Genomic DNA, 16,915 nt, shown 5'->3' with positions numbered 1-16,915 from the left:
TATTAAGGTTACCCTTTTTTCGGAAAGACACATCAAAATCTTTTTCAAAAGGTTCTTGACATATCACCAGAATGCTTTCAGCCCAGCGAGAAAAACGCCGGCGCAGTTACCATTACCATAACGATTCCGAGCATCCCAAACATGGGAAGCAGCAGCTTTGTGGACGCCTCCTCCCCCTTTCTCCGGGCCAGGTCCGCCTGTATCTTAAAGGCTTCTTCCATTTCCGGCTCCAGAAGGCTTCTGAGGCTGCTTCCACCTGTGCGCAGAGAGCTCTCCAGAATACCGGAAAATCTCGTGTAACACCGGAGTCCGCAGCGTTTTCCAAACCGGACGTATGCAAAAGCCTCCGGCGTCCCCGTCTCCATCTGGTTCAACGTGACCTGCATTTCCTGGTAAACCTCTGAAAACGGAAGCGTCTCCGACTGTTTCCGGTCCTGGACTGTCTTTTTCCAGGCCTGGCGGATGGAATAACCGGCCCCTGTCAGTACCAGAAAGCCTGAGACCAGGTCCGGATAAGCTGCCGTCAGGCTCTCCTCCCTTCTCTTTTTCTGGACCTGTTCGTCATTTTTTTCCTTCATCCAGAGACAGGCCGCCAGAACGCCTCCCAAAACCAGAAGGACCGCATTCTGAAACCGTCCCTTTCTCCGGTATGTAATGGGGACTCCTTCAAATTCTTCCATAAGCCGGACCGTCTCATTTTCCATATCCTCCAGCGCCAGACTGTCTATCCTTTCCGCCAGGCGCTCTCCCTGGGTCATCTCCTCCGGAAGGACGGTGACTGGGACCGTCACCAGCTCCTTCTCCTCTCCGCATGAAAGCTCCGCCATCAAAGAGAACGTTTCCCCCCTGGACGGGTCCACCCCCCGGAGCCCTTCCTGGTTTAAAAGCCCCATGCTGCTCAGAAGCTCCGGCCTCTCCGATTCCCATTCCACCTGGATCCCATATTCCGGAAGCTCCTCCGGCAGCTCCAGATCTGTGCGGATCTGGTCCAAAGACACATTGCTTCCCAGGATACCGGACAGGAGGATCTCCGAGATCTCTGGCATACGCTGGTGGAATTCCTTTGGGGAAAGTCTCCGGGGCGGAACCGTTACTGCCAGTTCAACAGCTCCCTCCTCCAGTCCTTCCGCATAAAATTCGTATACTGCATCCCTTTGTCCCCATGGGTTCCGTTTTAAGATCCCTTTATCCACAGTCTGCCGGTCTGTATCCGCCGCTTCGGCTCCCAAAAAGAAAACGATTCCCAGGGCAGCGCATCCCCCATACCGGAGATATCTGTATACCGTTCCCCTCATATACGGATCTCCAGGATCCTTTTTGAAAGGCTGCAGGCCCCTAAATAAATTCCAAGACATACTGTCATCACCACCCGTCCGGCTGCCGTCCCATAAAGAAGGTCAAAAAAGCCCGGGGACGTAAGCTCGATATAAAAAACGATCAGCAGCGGAATGGCGCTCATGATCCTCTGCTCCATCCGCCTGGCTGCTGTGGCCGTCATAATGTCCTCCTGGATCCGTATCTTTTCCGCGATGATCTCCGCTGTCCTGGCAATGATCCTTACCAACTCCCCTCCGCTTTTCCGGGCTGCCAGAAACACCTCGGAAAAGCTCTGGATATCCTCCAGGCCGCTCCTCCTGGCAAAGTCCCCCAGGGCCTCCCCGAAAGCCCGGTTCATCCGGGTCTTGGCGAGGATCAGGCGCAGCTCCTGGGATATCATAGAATCCTTCCCATAAAGTCGGTCCATTTCCTCCAATGCAGCGGCAAAGGCATTTTCCACCGAATACCCTGCGTTGAGTCCGGAGGCAGCCGAAATGATCGCATCCTTGAACTGGAGCTTTAAGGCCTCTTTCCGCCGCCGCTTCAGATCCTTCCTCAAGATAAGCGGATAGCAGATCCCCATAGGCGCCAGCACCGCAAACAGCGCCGCGCTTCTGTAAAATACGAAGTCAAGAAGCGCCAGATACCCAATTCCCTGGCTTCCATACAGCAGCCACTCCTTTTTGCTCAGCCGGTATACCTCATAATCCATACCCTGCCCTTCTGAGCTTTTCCTGGCATCTGAGGTCTCCGGCCTTTCGGAGCTCTCCCTCCCCGTCCAGGGAAAACAAAGGTCTGAGGACGATCTCACCATTTTCAATTCCCACCACCTCCTCGATTGCCGTCACCTTCCGGCTCCTGTCCCTCATTCTTGCCACATGGACCATCACATCCAGAGCTGACGCGATCTGGCTCCTTATGGCCGGCAGGGGAAGCTCCATCCCCATAAGGACCATCGTCTCCAGCCTGGCCAGCATATCCCGGCAGCTATTGGCATGGCCGGTGCAAAAGCTCCCGTCATGGCCGGTGTTCATGGCCTGGAGCAGGTCCACGGCCTCCTGTCCCCGGACCTCCCCGATCACTATACGGTCCGGTCTCATACGCAAAGCCGCCCGTATCAGCATTCCGATCCCAATGGCTCCCTGGCCCTCCCCGTTGGCGTTTCTTGTTTCCAGCCGTACCAGGTTCTCAATGTGGGCCAGCTTCAATTCCGCTGAATCCTCAATGGTGATCACCCGCTCTTCTGGAGGAATAAACTCCGAAAGAGCGTTTAAAAAGGTCGTCTTTCCCGCCCCCGTGCCTCCGCTGACAAAAATATTGTATCGGGCCGCCGCCAGTATTTTTAAAAGGTCCGCCGCCTCCCTTGTGACGCTCCCGTATTCCAGAAGCCGGTCCATGGTGATCGGATCCGGGAATTTCCGGATCGTGAGGATCGGTCCGTTTAGTGCCACCGGCTCCAGCACCACATGGACCCTCGAACCGTCCTCCAGCCTGGCATCCACAATGGGGGACGCCGTATTGACCGTCCGGTTGACCCGGCTGACGATCTGCCGGATCAGCTCCAGAAGCTGTTCCCGGGATTCAAAGGATTTTTCCCATCTCCGGATCCTCCCTTCTGTCTCCACAAACACCTCCTCCGGGCCGTTGACCATGATCTCCGTGATTCCCGGGTCATCCACCAGCTCCTGCAGGATATCCAGCCTCCGGAAGGAATCGAACAGCTCCTTCTGAAGTCTCAGCCTGTCCCTGAGAGCCATGGGTTCCCGCTCCATCTGCTCCAGGATCTTCCCGTCGATGACCTGGGCCAGCTCCTCATCCGTCATCTGGCGCTCATAGGACATTCCCTGGAGGATCTCCTCCCGCAGCTCCCGTTTCAGATCCTGTATCAGCTCTCCCATATCCCTCTCTGCCCCTTTAACATCCCTCGGACGAAATCTCCCAGATCCCCCCACAAAAGCTCCTGCGGAAAATGCTCCATCCGCTTCATTCCTGTGACCATGGGAACATGGATCTTATGGAATTTTCCCGCCACCGTCTTTTTCCCGCTTTTTTCCACATACTGCTCAAACTCCTGGAGCTTGGCCCTGGAAACGGCATCTTCCCGGATGGGCATATAGACCGCCTGGCAGATCTCCAGAAGCGGCATGACCTGTCTCCCATAGTTCCCAATATCCAGGACCAGGGTCCCATATCCTCCCTCCTCCAGGATCTTTAACAGAAAATCCGCCATTTCCTCTGAAGTGATCTGGTTATAATCATCCGGAAAACGGATCGGAGGCAGCCAGGCCATATCTCCCAGATAGTAAATGACCGAATTAAGCTGAAGGCCGTGGAACCGGCCCTGCTTATAATAATAGATCAGATCCGAAAGATCCCGCTTCCACTGCTCGTCCAGAAGACCGGAAAAACCGGTAAACGTATCCAGCGTAATGAACAGCAGCTTTTCCTCTCTGGCCAGAAGCTGGCCCATTGCCAGGGCCAATGACGTTTTCCCGCATCTTCCCACCGGGGAATACACGCCGATGATCCGTTTCCCCGAAGCCGGAAGCCCAGGAAAATCCGTTTTCCCTTCCGGCGTTTCACAGTAGGCCGCCATCACCTCCCGCAGGATATCGTCGCCGGACTGGTATTTATAGATCCCATGCCCGCCTCCCTCCCCTGCCCGGACTTCCTCCTCTGTGAGAAGGATCCGCTGGACCGACGGGAGGCCTGGAAAGCCTCCTTCGGACAGCGTTCCCGTAAGGAGCACATCGATCCCATGGTCCCTGGCAAACTCCTCCAGCCGCTTCCTGGATGTAAAGGCCCGGGCGGAAAAGATCCCGTCCTCCCTCCGGTTGATATAATCAGAAAGCCGTTCCGCATAAAACGGATCCTCGTCGTAAACTGCCATGATCTTTTTCATCTTCCCTCACCTCCTCAGAGATATCTTCCAGCCAGCCATATACAATATCCCAGGAACAGCCAGGGACCCAGCCGCAGGATATTCCGTTTATCCTCCCTTCCCGGATATTCCAGGAGCTTCCCCTCCCTTCCGGAGCGGATGATAAAGGTTCCGATCCGCTCCATCCGCATCCACAGCGAGCCCTGCTGCCAGATCATCCCCGCCGCCCGGAGGGCGGCCAGAAAAAGCCCGGTGAAGATCACCAGGAGCCCCGGCCCCATACCCAGAAGACCTGTACAGAGAGCCATCAGCTTAATGTCCCCGGCTCCCAGCATCCTGCATAAAAACAGGGTATAAAATACAGCACATGTACCAATGACCCGGGCCGCCAGTCCCGCCAGCAATATAAACACATCTCCGCCGGTCCCGGCTCCCCATATGGCTCCCACAATCCCGCCTGCCAGCCCCAGAAGGATCTGCCAGTGGAACACCTTCCCATACCTTCAGTCCGTCACAGCGGCTGAAAGCAGTACGACAAATAAAACTGCCAAGGGCAGACACCTCCCATCTTTATTTTTGTTGTTTTCTGGAATCCTGCCCCGATCCTGGGGCTTCCGGCGAAACTGCCGGTCCTGTCCCGGGCGGACGCCCGGTTGGAAATGATCTGGAAATGAAGAAGCTCATTTCTGAATGTGCTCCTATTATCGGCCAAACAGGAAAAAAAGTCAATTTCAAAACCGTAAAATCGCCCTCTATATTTTCAGCAATATTCTACAAAAAATTTTCGTACAGAATAATAACTTTACTAAGTTTTATCCAAAACATTGACGTATCTTTCAAAAAATGCTAGAATACATTTAGTTTATATTTTTAAACCAATGGAATCAGAACACACAGACAGGAGGGCCATCCTATGCCGCAGGAACCGGACGACAAAGACTATACGCCGGATGAAAGCCGGTTAAAAACTTCATTCAGGGAGTGTATCCCCCTTTTCATCGCCCTGGGCGACAGTACCCGCCTGACCATCATCCAGCAGCTTTATGAGGTGGAGGAGGACCGCAGATCCCCGGAGACGGAACAGAAAGGCAGCCGCAGCGTATCTGAAAAACGCCGCGCTCCCGGTCTCAACGTGAAAGAGATCACAGAAAAAACCAGTCTTTCCCGTCCGGCTGTCTCCCATCATCTGAAGATCCTGAAGGATTCGGGGCTGATCGCTGTGGAAAAACGCGGCGTCTGCAATTATTACCATCTGACCAGCCAGTCCGCCATCGACCGGCTTCTCAGATTAAACGAGGCGCTGCAGCAGAATTCCAGTAAATGAATATCTCGCCCATAAAAAGACAATACTACCATTAACCTTTGTAATGCTCCGGAACGCGCCGCACAGCACCGGAAGTCAGACCAGTCAGAATCCGGAGGTTCCGAAGCTTCCGGGAACCGGAAAAACAGCCTCCAGCAAACGAAGCTGCAGGCTGCCGGGAGGCCGGATACTGGAAAAGACCAATACCAGAAGAAAGGAAAATGGAAGTATGCGATTCATAAACAAAAAATCCGCGCCAAATAAGGAACGGACGAAGGAGCTTCTGGAGCTGAAAAAGCAGATCATGGCCAGCCAGACTGCGATCCTTTCCGCCCAGAACCAGTTTGAGCAGGTGGTGGACCCTGCGCTGATCGACTGCTACATTTATGAACTGAACGCAGCCCAGCTCCGCTACCAGTTCCTTCTCCAGAGCCTTAAAAAGCGGGAATTACAGGAGGTCTGACCGGCTATGAAGCCCTGGTATCAGAAAGCAGTTTTTTATCACATCTACCCTTTGGGGCTCCTGGGAGCTCCTAAGACGAATCATGAAGCCTCCGCAGCCTGTCGTTTTGATGAGCTGCTCCAATGGATCCCCCACATACGGGATCTGGGCTGCACCGCCCTTTATATCGGTCCGGTCTTTGAATCCACAGGCCACGGCTATGACACCAGGGATCTGCGCCTGGTGGACCGGAGACTGGGGACAAATGAAGATTTTAAAAATTTCGTGGACCAGTGCCACCAGCATGGGATCCGTGTGGCAGTTGACGCCGTGTTCAATCACACTGGACGGGAATTTCCCGCCTTCCGCGATATCCAGGAAAAGAAAGAAGCCTCTCCCTATAAGGACTGGTACCGCGGAGTAAACTTCGGCTGGGGAAGCCCCATGGGCGATTCCTTCGGATACGAGGCATGGCAGGGCCACTATGAGCTCCCGTGCCTGAACCTGCAGAACCCGGCGGTCAGAGAGTATCTGATGGATACCGTAAAATTCTGGATCGATACCTTACACATCGACGGCCTCCGCCTGGACTGCGCCAATGTTTTAGATTTTGCCTTCATGAAGGAGCTGCGCAGCCGCACCGCCTCCATGAAGGAGGATTTCTGGCTCATGGGCGAGGTGATCCACGGAGAATACGGAAGATGGGTCAATGGAGAAATGCTTCACTCTGTTACCAATTATGAGCTCCATAAGGCTCTTTACTCCGGTCACAACGACCATAACTATTTTGAGATCGCCCACAATGTGAAGCGGCTGGAATCTGTGGGAAGGGCTCTGTATACCTTTACGGATAACCACGACGAGGACAGGATCGCCAGCAAGCTGCGGGAACCAGACCACCTGTTCCCCGTATACCAGCTTTTATTCACCCTTCCCGGGATCCCGTCCGTGTACTACGGAAGCGAATGGGGGATCCAGGGAGCGCGCACCCGGGAATCTGACGAGGCGCTCCGCCCAGCCCTCTCCTTAAAGGATATGGAACAGAAGACCGGCCCCATCACGGACCATATCGCCGCCCTGGCCCGGATCCACCGGGATAATCCGGAGCTCCATGACGGAACGTATAAAGAGCTTCTTCTGACCAACCGCCAGTATGCGTTTGGCCGGCTGGGAGAAAATACAATGATCCTTTCGGCAGTCAACAATGACAGCCAGCCCGCAGCCCTTTCCATACCGGTCCCGTTCCCGGCGTCCCAGGCCATAAACCTTTTGGACGGGGAGGCTCCTTCCATACCGGTGGAAAACGGAAGGCTTTCTGTGACCCTTCCGCCGTCAGGCGGCGCGATCTTTAAACTTCGGGAGGCATAAGAGTATGAAAAATTCAGGAAAAAGCAGTAAAACCACAGCAAAAAAGGCCGGAAGACCGGCCGGTACCGGCTTCATTACAGAACTGGACCGCTACCTGTTCGGTCAGGGTACCCACTATAAGATCTTTGAAAAGCTGGGGGCCCATCCCCGCACCTATGGCGGAAAGCCGGGTATGTACTTTGCCGTCTGGGCGCCCCATGCAAAGTCTGTGGGCGTCGTTGGGGACTTCAATGGATGGGATCCGGAGACGTCTCCCATGAAGCCCCTGGAGGATTCCGGCATCTACGAAGCCTTCATACCAGGCCTTGGAACTGGCGAGCTTTATAAATTTGCCATCACCACAAAGGATGACAAGATCCTTTTTAAAGCGGATCCCTATGCATTCAGCGCCGAGTTCCGGCCGGGAACCGCCTCCATCACCACCGATATCTCCGGCTTTTCCTGGAGCGATGAGAAATGGATGGAGAAGCGGAAGCACACAGAGCCGGAAAAAGCTCCCATGGCCATTTATGAGGTCCATCTGGGCTCCTGGAGAAAGGCCAGCCGGCCGGAAAAGGAGGGCTATTATACATATAAGGAGGCGGCCCACGAGCTGGCCGACTATGTGGTAAAAATGGGCTACACCCATGTGGAGCTCATGGGCATCGCGGAGCATCCCTACGACGGCTCCTGGGGCTACCAGGTGACCGGCTACTACGCTCCCACCTCCCGCTATGGAGGTCCCAGGGATTTCATGTACTTCGTCAATTATCTCCACAAAAAGGGGATCGGCGTGATCTTAGACTGGGTCCCGGCCCATTTTCCAAAAGACGCCCATGGCCTGGCGGATTTTGACGGGGAACCGCTTTATGAGTACGCAGATCCCAGAAAAGGCGAGCATCCCGACTGGGGAACAAAGGTCTTTGATTACGGGAAAAACGAGGTGAAAAACTTCCTGATCGCCAACGCCCTTTACTGGGTAGAGAATTTCCATGTGGACGGGCTCCGGGTGGACGCCGTGGCCTCCATGCTGTATCTGGACTACGGGCGCAGCGACGGGAACTGGGTCCCCAACCAGTACGGAGAAAATAAAAATCTGGAGGCCATCGAATTCTTCCGCCATTTGAACAGCGTCCTTACAGGCCATATGACCGGAGCCATCATGATCGCCGAGGAATCCACCGCATGGCCCGGCGTCACAAAGGCACCGGAGGAGGGCGGCCTGGGCTTTACCTTCAAGTGGAATATGGGATGGATGCATGACTTTCTGGAATATATGAAATTAGATCCATATTTCCGAAAATTCAACCACAATAAGATGACCTTCGGGATCACCTACGCCACCAGCGAAAACTACATCCTGACCCTGTCCCATGACGAGGTGGTCCATTTAAAATGCTCCATGATCAATAAAATGCCCGGCTTCCCGGACGATAAATTTGCGAACCTGAAGGCCGGCTATACCTTCATGATGGGCCATCCGGGCAAAAAGCTCTTATTCATGGGCCAGGATTTCGGCCAGTACCATGAGTGGGACGAAAAAACAGCCCTGGACTGGTATCTGGCAGAGGAGCCCCAGCACAGGGACCTGCTAAAATATTACAGCGACCTGCTCCATATCTACCAGAAATATCCGGCCCTTTACCGGCTGGACAGCGATTGGAACGGTTTCCAGTGGATCAACGCCAACGACGGCGACCGGAGCATCTTCAGCTTCATCCGCCGGGATGAAACAGGGAAAAAGAACCTCCTGTTCGTCATCAACTTCACTCCCATGGCCCGGGACGATTACCGGGTGGGCGTTCCCAAATCAGGAACCTATACGCTGATCCTGGACAATGAGCACGGCCTCTATAAGCGCGGGGAGCATGCCTTCTCAAAGCGCTCCGTAAAATCTGAATGCGACGGCCAGCCCTATTCCTTTGCCTACCCGCTTCCGGCTTACGGAACCGCTGTTTTCCGTTTTAATTAATTGACAGGAATTTTTAATACGTTCACCGCATTTTTATGTTATACTGGATGTGGTGAACGTATTTTTACCTGGATAAAACTTTAAAGGAGGGAACTTATGCAGACGATTCTTGTATGCGATGACGATAAACAGATTGTTGAAGCTATTAATATTTATCTTACGGGAGAGGGCTTTGAGGTCATCAAGGCCTATGACGGCTACGAGGCCCTGGAATACCTGGAGGACCACGAGGTGAACCTGATGATCGTGGATGTGATGATGCCGGGATTGGACGGGATCCGCACCACCTTAAAGGTACGCGAGACCAGCAGCATCCCCATTATCATCCTGTCGGCCAAATCCGAGGATACCGATAAGATCCTGGGCTTAAACATCGGGGCGGACGACTATATCACAAAGCCCTTTAATCCTCTGGAGCTGGTGGCCCGGGTCAAATCCCAGCTCCGCCGCTACACCCAGCTTGGAAACCTGAACCAGCAGAACAGCTCCCAGGTCTATAAGTGCGGCGGTCTCATGATCAATGATGAAAATAAAGAGGTGACGGTGGACGGCGAGCCCATCAAGCTCACGCCCATTGAGTATAACATCCTGCTACTCCTTGTAAAGAATGCCGGAAAGGTATTCTCCATCGACCAGATCTACGAAAAGATCTGGAATGAGGATGCCATCGGCGCCGACAATACCGTAGCCGTCCACATCCGCCATATCCGCGAAAAAATTGAGATCAACCCCAAGGAACCCCGCTACTTAAAGGTGGTCTGGGGCGTGGGGTATAAGATCGAGAAACAGTAAGGAGAATCCAGATGAGCCAGAATACACCGAGTTTTTTTCTGAAGCGTTTTTCCGGTTTTCTGCACTTTATCTTTGCCCTGATCGCGCTCACCGGAGTCGGGTTCATGTATCTGAACAGCAACTACGGCCGCGGACTGGACTGGATCGAGGATGAGACCTTCGACCAGTCTCCGGATTTTAATAAGAAGGTGCAGGCCGACATCGCCAGTATTTTCGACTATATCCAGTACCAGGAGCTTTTTGAGACCAATGGAGAGGTGGACTACAATAAAATGGTCCTGGACGTCTCCTCCGGCCCCGGCGGAGACAAGAGCTATACCCTCAACGACATCATCCTATACGGAAAGTCCCTGGGCTATTATATGGATGAGGCCGACAACTATGCCTTAAAGGGCGGGCCCGAAAACCTCAGCGCAGAGGATGAGGAGCAGTATTATGTGCGCTGGCGCTGCTATCAGTCCGAGGAGGAGCTGACGGGACCCGACCAGTCCTTTGCCACCCTGCCGGAGCTGACCTATGAGATCCTGAAGCGGTTCTCTTCCTATTACTCCATATATTCCCGGCTCATGTCGGATTTCACCAACTTTTATTTCCGTGTGGCTTTTTATTCCAAAAATGACGCCATCTATGAAATCCACACCAATGCGCCGGAAATGACCATCGACGACATGATGGCCATGGGAAAATATATCTATTATTCCGGGGATTCCAATGACCTGGCCGTAAGGACGAACTTTAATTCCACCTTTCCCAGTGTTCCGGCCCTCATGGCCAAGGCCAATCCCTACAACAGCTCCAACAACTATGTGGTCATCGGCCTGGACACCACCTACAAGGCCCTGGACGACTATGCCCATGCATATACCCAGTATAACAGCTCCAGGAAGACCTTCGTAAACGGGCTCTACCTGGCCTCCATCGGCCTGGCCGGCTGCCTTCTGACCTTTGTTTTCCTTATGTTTGCCTCGGGCCATCCGGCTCTTGGGGACCGGTCCGTGGTCCTTTATCCCTTTGATAAAATCAAAACGGACCTGATGCTGCTGTTAATGGCCTTTGCCGCTTACATAAGCGCCGCCTTTCTGGCCCCTCTGGCATCAAAGCTCCTTCACCTTCTGGTGACGGAAGGCTACTGGGACCGCGCCAGCCGTCTCATGATGTTCGGAAGCCTGTATATGGTGGGGATCCTGACCTTTTTCAGCCTGGTCCGCCGTTATAAGGCAGAAAGCCTCTGGACCAACAGCCTCCTCCATGATCTGACGGAGACCCTTTCCGAAAGCACCTTCAAATACCGTCTGACCTTAAGCTTTGCACTTTATCTGGCGGCCAATGTGTTTACGATCACCCTGGGGGCATTTTACCTCATCCAGAGCGAGGGAAGCGGGTTTACCTCTGTTCCCTTCCTGGCCGGTCTCTCCTTCTGGGTGGTGGGCAATCTGGTCGTATTCTATTTCCTGTACCGCAACGCAGTCCAGACCGATAAGCTCCACCAGGCCATCGACAAGCTGGCTTCCGGAGAGACCAGCTACAAGGTGGACGTTTCCCAGTTTTCCAGCCTGGAGGCGCAGCTGGCTGAGGGCTTAAACCGCATCAGCGACGGTCTGGAAACGGCTCTGGCCGAGCAGGTAAAAAGCGAGCGCTTAAAGGCAGACCTGATCACCAACGTATCCCACGATATTAAGACGCCGCTGACCTCCATCATCAACTATGTGGATCTCATCAAGCGCGAAAAGCCCCAGGATCCCACGATCCAGAAATATCTTGAGGTCCTGGACCAGAAATCCCAGCGCCTTAAAACGCTGACCGAGGATCTGGTGGAGGCCTCCAGAGCCAGCTCCGGAAATATCAAGCTGGATATGGCCAATATCGACATCGTGGAACTGGTCCAGCAGACCAATGGTGAATTTGAGGAAAAATACGCCATCCGTCATCTGGACATCGTTACGACCCTCCCCAATGAGGTGATCCTCATTGAGGCCGACGGCAGACGGCTGTGGCGCGTACTGGAAAACCTGTACAACAACGCCTTTAAATATGCCATGGAAGGCACCCGCGTCTACGTGGGCATCGAGGACCGGGATTCCGAGGTCGTATTCTCCATTAAAAACGTTTCTGCCACGCCGTTAAACATCAGCCCCGACGAGCTGACCGAGCGCTTCGTCCGCGGCGATACGTCCCGTACCACCGAGGGAAGCGGACTGGGCCTTTCCATTGCCAAGGACCTGACCCAGCTCCAGGGCGGCCGGTTCGAGATCACCATTGACGGGGATCTGTTTAAGGCAGAGCTGACATTTGCCATTAAAAACTAGCCGGATCTGTATCTGTATTTCAAAAAAAGAGCTGCTGCCAGCAGAGGATCTTCAAAATCCCCCTGCCGCAGCAGCTCTCTTCTATATTGTTCTACCGGATATCCAGAATCAGCGAAGCCAGCAGCGCGATCCGCGGAATATACTGGCTGATCCGCAGGTATTCGCTTTCGGAATGAGCCCCGTCCCCCCAGCCTCCCAGGCCGTCCAGGGTGGGGATCCCCATGGCTGACACAGCGTTTCCATCGCTGCCCCCGCCTACGAACTGGTGGGAAAACGAAAGTCCCAGCTTCCTGCCGCATTCCTTCGCAGCCGCAAACAGCTCCATGTTCCCCTGGGTCTCCTCCATGGGAAGCTTCCCTTCCACGATCTCCACCTCCCTGGACGCACCAGGAACAGATATCGGCAATTCCAGGATCTCCCGTCGGATCCTCTGGCCCTCCTCCATAGATTTATAGCGGCAGTCCACGGAAAAGCTGGCCGCAGCCGGTACCACATTGACCTTCGTTCCTCCCTGGCATATGCCCACATTGACCGTAGTGCCGGCCTCATAATCCGTCAGTGCCTGGATCTTCAGGATCTCCGCAGCCATCTCCTGGATGGCGTTGATTCCCTCCTTATGGGCATTTCCCGCATGGGAGGCCTTCCCATGGATCGTCACATTGAATTTTATATTTCCCTTTCTTCCTGTCTTAAGATCCCCGTTTCCCACACAGGGCTCGCAGACCAGGGCCGCCCGGGCGTTTTCTGCCAGTCCGCAGATAATGTCCGAGGATTCATGGCTTCCCGTCTCCTCGTCTCCATTGAAAATAAAGACCAGCTTTCTCCCCGGATCGATCCCCAGCTCCTTATAGGCTCTGGCCGTCCATATGGCCGAGATAAGACCACTTTTCATATCCGAAACACCAGGGCCATACAGCCGGTCTCCCTCTGTGCGGTACTGAATGGCGCCGATCAGATGTACGGTATCATAATGGCCAATGATCAGGAGTTTTTCCTCTCCCTGTCCGAGCTCAAACCGCACCAGATCATGTCCTCCCTCCCGCTCATAGACCAGCGGCTCCTCTCCCGTCCGCTCCCGGATCAAAGCCTCCAGGACCTTCCTGGTTTCGGCCAGAGCCTCCAGATCCGATGTGCTGGCCTCTGCCTTCACCAGCCGCTCCAGATCCCCAAAGATCTCCGCCTCGTGATCCCTGAAATACTTTAAAAGTCTCTCCTCCATATGGATCCCTCCCTATATATTTAATTTTTACGCTTTTCTCCCTGGTCTGCAGATATTACCTTCACCCGCTTCCATTTTCCCGTCAGATACCAGCCAAAGGAAATGATATAGTTGGCCGCCCAGCCCATGGGAACGGCCATCCATGCCACCTGGATCCCGTAAACAGGGGCAAACACGTTGGTGACGATGACCCGGATGGACAAATTCACCAGATTGGCCGCCGTAAATGCCGCCACATCCCCAGCTCCCCGGAGAAGACCATCGGTAGTGGCCTTAAGGCCGATGAAGGCATAGAAAAAGGAAAGAAATTTCACGTAAGAAACGCCCACAGAATAGGCAGTGCTGCCGCCGCTCTCTAAAAACATGGACACAAACGCGCCGCCGAACAGCTGGTACATGATGCACAGACCCGCGCCCACAGTGAGCACGGTCACATAGCACATCTTATAGCCCTCCTTCACCCGGTCCAGCTTTCCAGCGCCAATATTCTGGGCCGTAAAGGTGGACATGGCATTTCCCATGGCCAGCATGGGAACGATGCTTAAGGACTCGATCCGGCTTCCTGCCGAATAGCCTGCCAGGGCCGCGGAACCGAAGCTGTTGACCACGGACTGGACCAGAAGGATGCCCATGTGGACGATGGACTGCTGGAGCGTGGAGGGAACGGCGATCTTCACCATGGACCGCATCATCCCGAAATCATAACAGCCATATTTTTCCTCTTCCTCATACCCCTTCAGCTTCCGCATCAGAAGGAAAAAGGAGAGTACCGCCGAGACGCCCTGGGCGATCAGCGTTGCCACCGCCACTCCACGGACTCCCTGATGGAAGCAGATCACGAACACCATATCCAGCGCAATGTTTAACAGGGAGGAGAAGATCAGAAGATACAGCGGTCTTTTGGAATCTCCCAGGGAATTAAAAATGGATGCCTGGACATTGTACATGAACAAAAACGGAAGACCCAGAAAATAAATGGCCAGATACAGGGCTGCATCGGAAAAAATGTCCTCCGGCGTATTGACCCACGAAAGGATCTGATGGTTAAAAACAGCACCAACGGTCCCCAGGATCACAGAGATCACCAGGAAATTGATCATGGTCGTAAATACGGCTGTCTTCATTTTCCCTATCTTTCCCGCTCCCAGAAACTGGGAGATGATCACCGAGCTCCCGATTCCGCCGCCGATGGCAATGGCGATGAACACGTTGGTGATGGCGTAGGACGCGCCCACGGCCGCCAGGGCATTTTCCCCGACGAAGCGGCCCACGATCACCGAGTCTGTGATATTGTAAAGCTGTTGGAACAGGTTGCCGAAGATCATGGGGAGGGCAAAAAATAAAAGCGCCTTCCCTGGATGGTCTGTCAGCATGTCGTATTTCTTCTTTTTTGCTGTCTGATTTGCCGGCATGGTTTTCCACTCTTTCTATCTGTTTTTTCTGGCCGATGCCAGAGCCTGGCCAGAAGCCTGACAGTTTTATTATAGCACTCTGGGCCGGATTCTTCCAAGGGTTTCCTTTCAGAAAATCCAAACGTGAAAATCACCAGAAAGTCCGCCAGGCCCCGTATTGTGAAACCAGACCGGTCATGATATAATGCGTTACAAACAGATCCGATCGCCGCCAAAAGCCGGCGCTTCATTCTCCCGGAGGGATACGGATCCCCCAAGAAAGGAATTTCCTGCCAATGATCGATTTCAATGAATATAAAAAATACTTTGACGATTATGCGGCCCGCTATGATCACACAGACGGCCGTGTTGCCCTTAAGATCGTCCATACCTATGCCGTTGTCTCCGTCATGGAAAATCTGTGCCAGAAGCGCCTTCTGCCGCCCCACACCGCCGGGCTGGCCCTTTTATGCGCCCTTTTTCATGATATCGGCCGTTTTGAACAGTTAAAACAGTACGACACCTTCCTGGACCATAAAAGCGTGGACCACGCATCCTTAAGCTGCCGGGTCCTGCGGGAAAACCATGTACTGGACCGGCTGGCTGAAACGGACAGGGAAGCCGTCCTCACTGCCATCGAAAACCATAACAGGCTGAGGATCGATCCCACAGTGACGGCCGCAGCCTCTTCCTGTTCCGATGACGCCCAAAGCTTAGGAGCGCCCGGGCCCTGCTGCTCCGCCGGAGAGGTCCTGGAGCTGTGCCGCCTCATCCGGGATGCCGATAAATGCGACATCTTCCGCGTCTTCGCCACCGACGACATGACCGATGTGGTGGGGGCCTCCGAGGAAGAGATATCCCGGGAAACCATTACACCAACGGTCATGGAAGCTCTCCGGGACCATGTTTCCGTGGACCGGCGTGCCAGGAAGACCCATCTGGACCAGTGGATCGGCTTTTTATGCTTTATATTCGACTTAAACTACCGGGAAAGCATCCAGATCGTAAAGGAGCAGGGGTATTATAGAAAGCCCTTTGAGCGGACGGATTTTAAGAACCCTGCTGCCAGAGCCCTGGTCCACGAAGCTCTGGGAACGGTGGACCTGTACATGGAGACCTTCGGACAGACCATTCCCGACGCTCTCCGGGAATTTTTCCAGGACCACCCGAAGATGGCTCTGGCTTTTTCCGGCGGGACTGACTCCGCCTATCTCCTATACGCGGCCAGGGCCTGCGGCTGCCATGTCCGGGCTTATTATGCAGCTTCCCCCTTCCAGCCGGCCTTTGAACTGGAGGACGCAAAAAAACTGGCCGTTTCCCTGAAAGCCCCGATGACCATACTCCCCTTAAACGTCCTGGAGCTGTCCGCAGTCCGGGAAAACCCCTCCGACCGCTGCTATCACTGTAAAAACGCCATCTTTTCAAGGATCCTGGAGGCGGCAGAAAAAGACGGCTTCCTGGAGGTCATGGACGGTACCAACGCCTCCGACGACGCCGGAGACCGGCCCGGGATGCGGGCCCTTCGGGAGCTCCGGGTCCTTTCCCCCCTGCGGGTCTGCGGTGTCACCAAAAAGGCCCTGCGGGAATATTCCCGGAACGCGGGACTCTTTACCTGGAACAAGCCGGCCTATGCCTGCCTTGCCACCAGAGTCCCCACTGGCTGCTCCATAGACCAGGAGATCCTAAAAAAGATCGAGCGGGCGGAGACCGGTCTCACCAGGCTGGGATTCTCTGATTTCCGCGTCCGCGTCTGGAAGGATCCCGCAGGCCAGGATTCCTGGAACGCCAGGCTCCAGCTTACGGAATCCCAGTTTTCCCTTCTGGCCGAAAAACGCCTGGAGGTCCTGGAGCTTTTAAAACCAGATTTCTCCCAGGTGCTCCTGGATCTTTCCGCCCGGTCTGTGACCATATAAAAAACAGATACAGCAAAGGCAGTCTGAAATCC

14 protein-coding genes are annotated in these 16,915 nt (G+C 54.2%); 7 read left to right on the top strand and 7 right to left on the bottom strand.

Annotated features, from left to right (window positions below; genetic code table 11):
• Nucleotides 1-77: 77 nt before the first annotated feature.
• From OCV69_RS13545 to OCV69_RS13525, 5 genes are read right to left on the bottom strand one after another with little or no spacing between them, the layout of a single operon-like run.
• On the bottom strand, nucleotides 78-1,295 hold the full coding sequence (locus tag OCV69_RS13545; protein ID WP_158359729.1) for a hypothetical protein: 1,218 nt from the start codon (nucleotides 1,293-1,295) through the stop codon (nucleotides 78-80).
• Nucleotides 1,292-2,029, bottom strand: coding sequence for a type II secretion system F family protein (locus tag OCV69_RS13540; RefSeq protein WP_158359730.1), 738 nt, complete (start codon nucleotides 2,027-2,029; stop codon nucleotides 1,292-1,294). Before OCV69_RS13540 ends, OCV69_RS13545 begins: the two co-directional genes overlap by 4 nt.
• Complete coding sequence (locus OCV69_RS13535; RefSeq protein WP_262563155.1) at nucleotides 2,019-3,215, bottom strand: TadA family conjugal transfer-associated ATPase; 1,197 nt, start codon at nucleotides 3,213-3,215, stop codon at nucleotides 2,019-2,021. The genes OCV69_RS13540 and OCV69_RS13535 overlap by 11 nt, the downstream gene beginning before the upstream one ends.
• Nucleotides 3,203-4,219 carry a P-loop NTPase family protein gene (locus tag OCV69_RS13530; protein WP_158359732.1) on the bottom strand — a complete coding sequence of 339 codons (1,017 nt, stop codon included), beginning with the start codon at nucleotides 4,217-4,219 and terminating at the stop codon, nucleotides 3,203-3,205. Before OCV69_RS13530 ends, OCV69_RS13535 begins: the two co-directional genes overlap by 13 nt.
• A 14-nt stretch (nucleotides 4,220-4,233) precedes the next feature.
• Complete coding sequence (locus tag OCV69_RS13525; RefSeq protein WP_158359734.1) at nucleotides 4,234-4,689, bottom strand: hypothetical protein; 456 nt, start codon at nucleotides 4,687-4,689, stop codon at nucleotides 4,234-4,236.
• A gap of 422 nt (nucleotides 4,690-5,111) precedes the next feature.
• On the opposite strand from OCV69_RS13525, the gene OCV69_RS13520 reads away from it, so the two are divergent.
• The 6 genes from OCV69_RS13520 (at nucleotide 5,112) to OCV69_RS13495 (ending at nucleotide 12,360) form a co-directional block, all read left to right on the top strand.
• Entirely contained in the window at nucleotides 5,112-5,522 is a 411-nt protein-coding gene (locus tag OCV69_RS13520; protein WP_262563154.1) for an ArsR/SmtB family transcription factor, read from the top strand.
• 208 nt (nucleotides 5,523-5,730) lie between these two features.
• Nucleotides 5,731-5,964: a YaaL family protein gene (locus OCV69_RS13515; protein ID WP_022274401.1), complete on the top strand. Its 234-nt coding sequence runs from the start codon at nucleotides 5,731-5,733 to the stop codon at nucleotides 5,962-5,964.
• A gap of 6 nt (nucleotides 5,965-5,970) precedes the next feature.
• A complete protein-coding gene (locus OCV69_RS13510; RefSeq protein WP_158359736.1) occupies nucleotides 5,971-7,311 on the top strand; it encodes an alpha-amylase family glycosyl hydrolase in 1,341 nt (446 codons plus the stop codon).
• 4 nt (nucleotides 7,312-7,315) lie between these two features.
• Nucleotides 7,316-9,262, top strand: a complete 1,947-nt coding sequence (gene glgB / locus OCV69_RS13505; protein ID WP_158359737.1) for a 1,4-alpha-glucan branching protein GlgB — start codon at nucleotides 7,316-7,318, stop codon at nucleotides 9,260-9,262.
• A 96-nt stretch (nucleotides 9,263-9,358) separates the two neighbouring features.
• Nucleotides 9,359-10,054 (top strand): response regulator transcription factor, encoded by a 696-nt coding sequence (locus OCV69_RS13500; protein WP_022274404.1) that lies wholly within the window; start codon nucleotides 9,359-9,361, stop codon nucleotides 10,052-10,054.
• An 11-nt stretch (nucleotides 10,055-10,065) separates the two neighbouring features.
• Nucleotides 10,066-12,360 (top strand): sensor histidine kinase, encoded by a 2,295-nt coding sequence (locus OCV69_RS13495; RefSeq protein ID WP_022274405.1) that lies wholly within the window; start codon nucleotides 10,066-10,068, stop codon nucleotides 12,358-12,360.
• 91 nt (nucleotides 12,361-12,451) lie between these two features.
• Here the strand turns inward: OCV69_RS13495 and OCV69_RS13490 are convergent, their stop codons facing one another.
• Nucleotides 12,452-13,579: a M20 family metallopeptidase gene (locus tag OCV69_RS13490; protein WP_022274406.1), complete on the bottom strand. Its 1,128-nt coding sequence runs from the start codon at nucleotides 13,577-13,579 to the stop codon at nucleotides 12,452-12,454.
• A gap of 20 nt (nucleotides 13,580-13,599) precedes the next feature.
• The gene (locus tag OCV69_RS13485) at nucleotides 13,600-14,991 is read right to left on the bottom strand and encodes an MATE family efflux transporter (protein ID WP_158359739.1); all 1,392 of its coding nucleotides are present in this window, start codon (nucleotides 14,989-14,991) and stop codon (nucleotides 13,600-13,602) included.
• A 275-nt stretch (nucleotides 14,992-15,266) separates the two neighbouring features.
• On the opposite strand from OCV69_RS13485, the gene larE reads away from it, so the two are divergent.
• A complete protein-coding gene (larE, locus tag OCV69_RS13480) occupies nucleotides 15,267-16,883 on the top strand; it encodes an ATP-dependent sacrificial sulfur transferase LarE (protein ID WP_158359741.1) in 1,617 nt (538 codons plus the stop codon).
• The last annotated feature ends 32 nt before the right edge of the window (nucleotides 16,884-16,915 follow it).

Origin of the sequence: Alitiscatomonas aceti, assembly GCF_025567195.1 — a bacterium.
In the GTDB taxonomy this organism is placed as follows: Bacteria; Bacillota; Clostridia; order Lachnospirales; family Lachnospiraceae; genus Alitiscatomonas; species Alitiscatomonas aceti.
The sequence above is the reverse complement of the archived record's forward strand: the minus strand, read 5'-3'. Positions and strand labels throughout refer to the sequence as shown.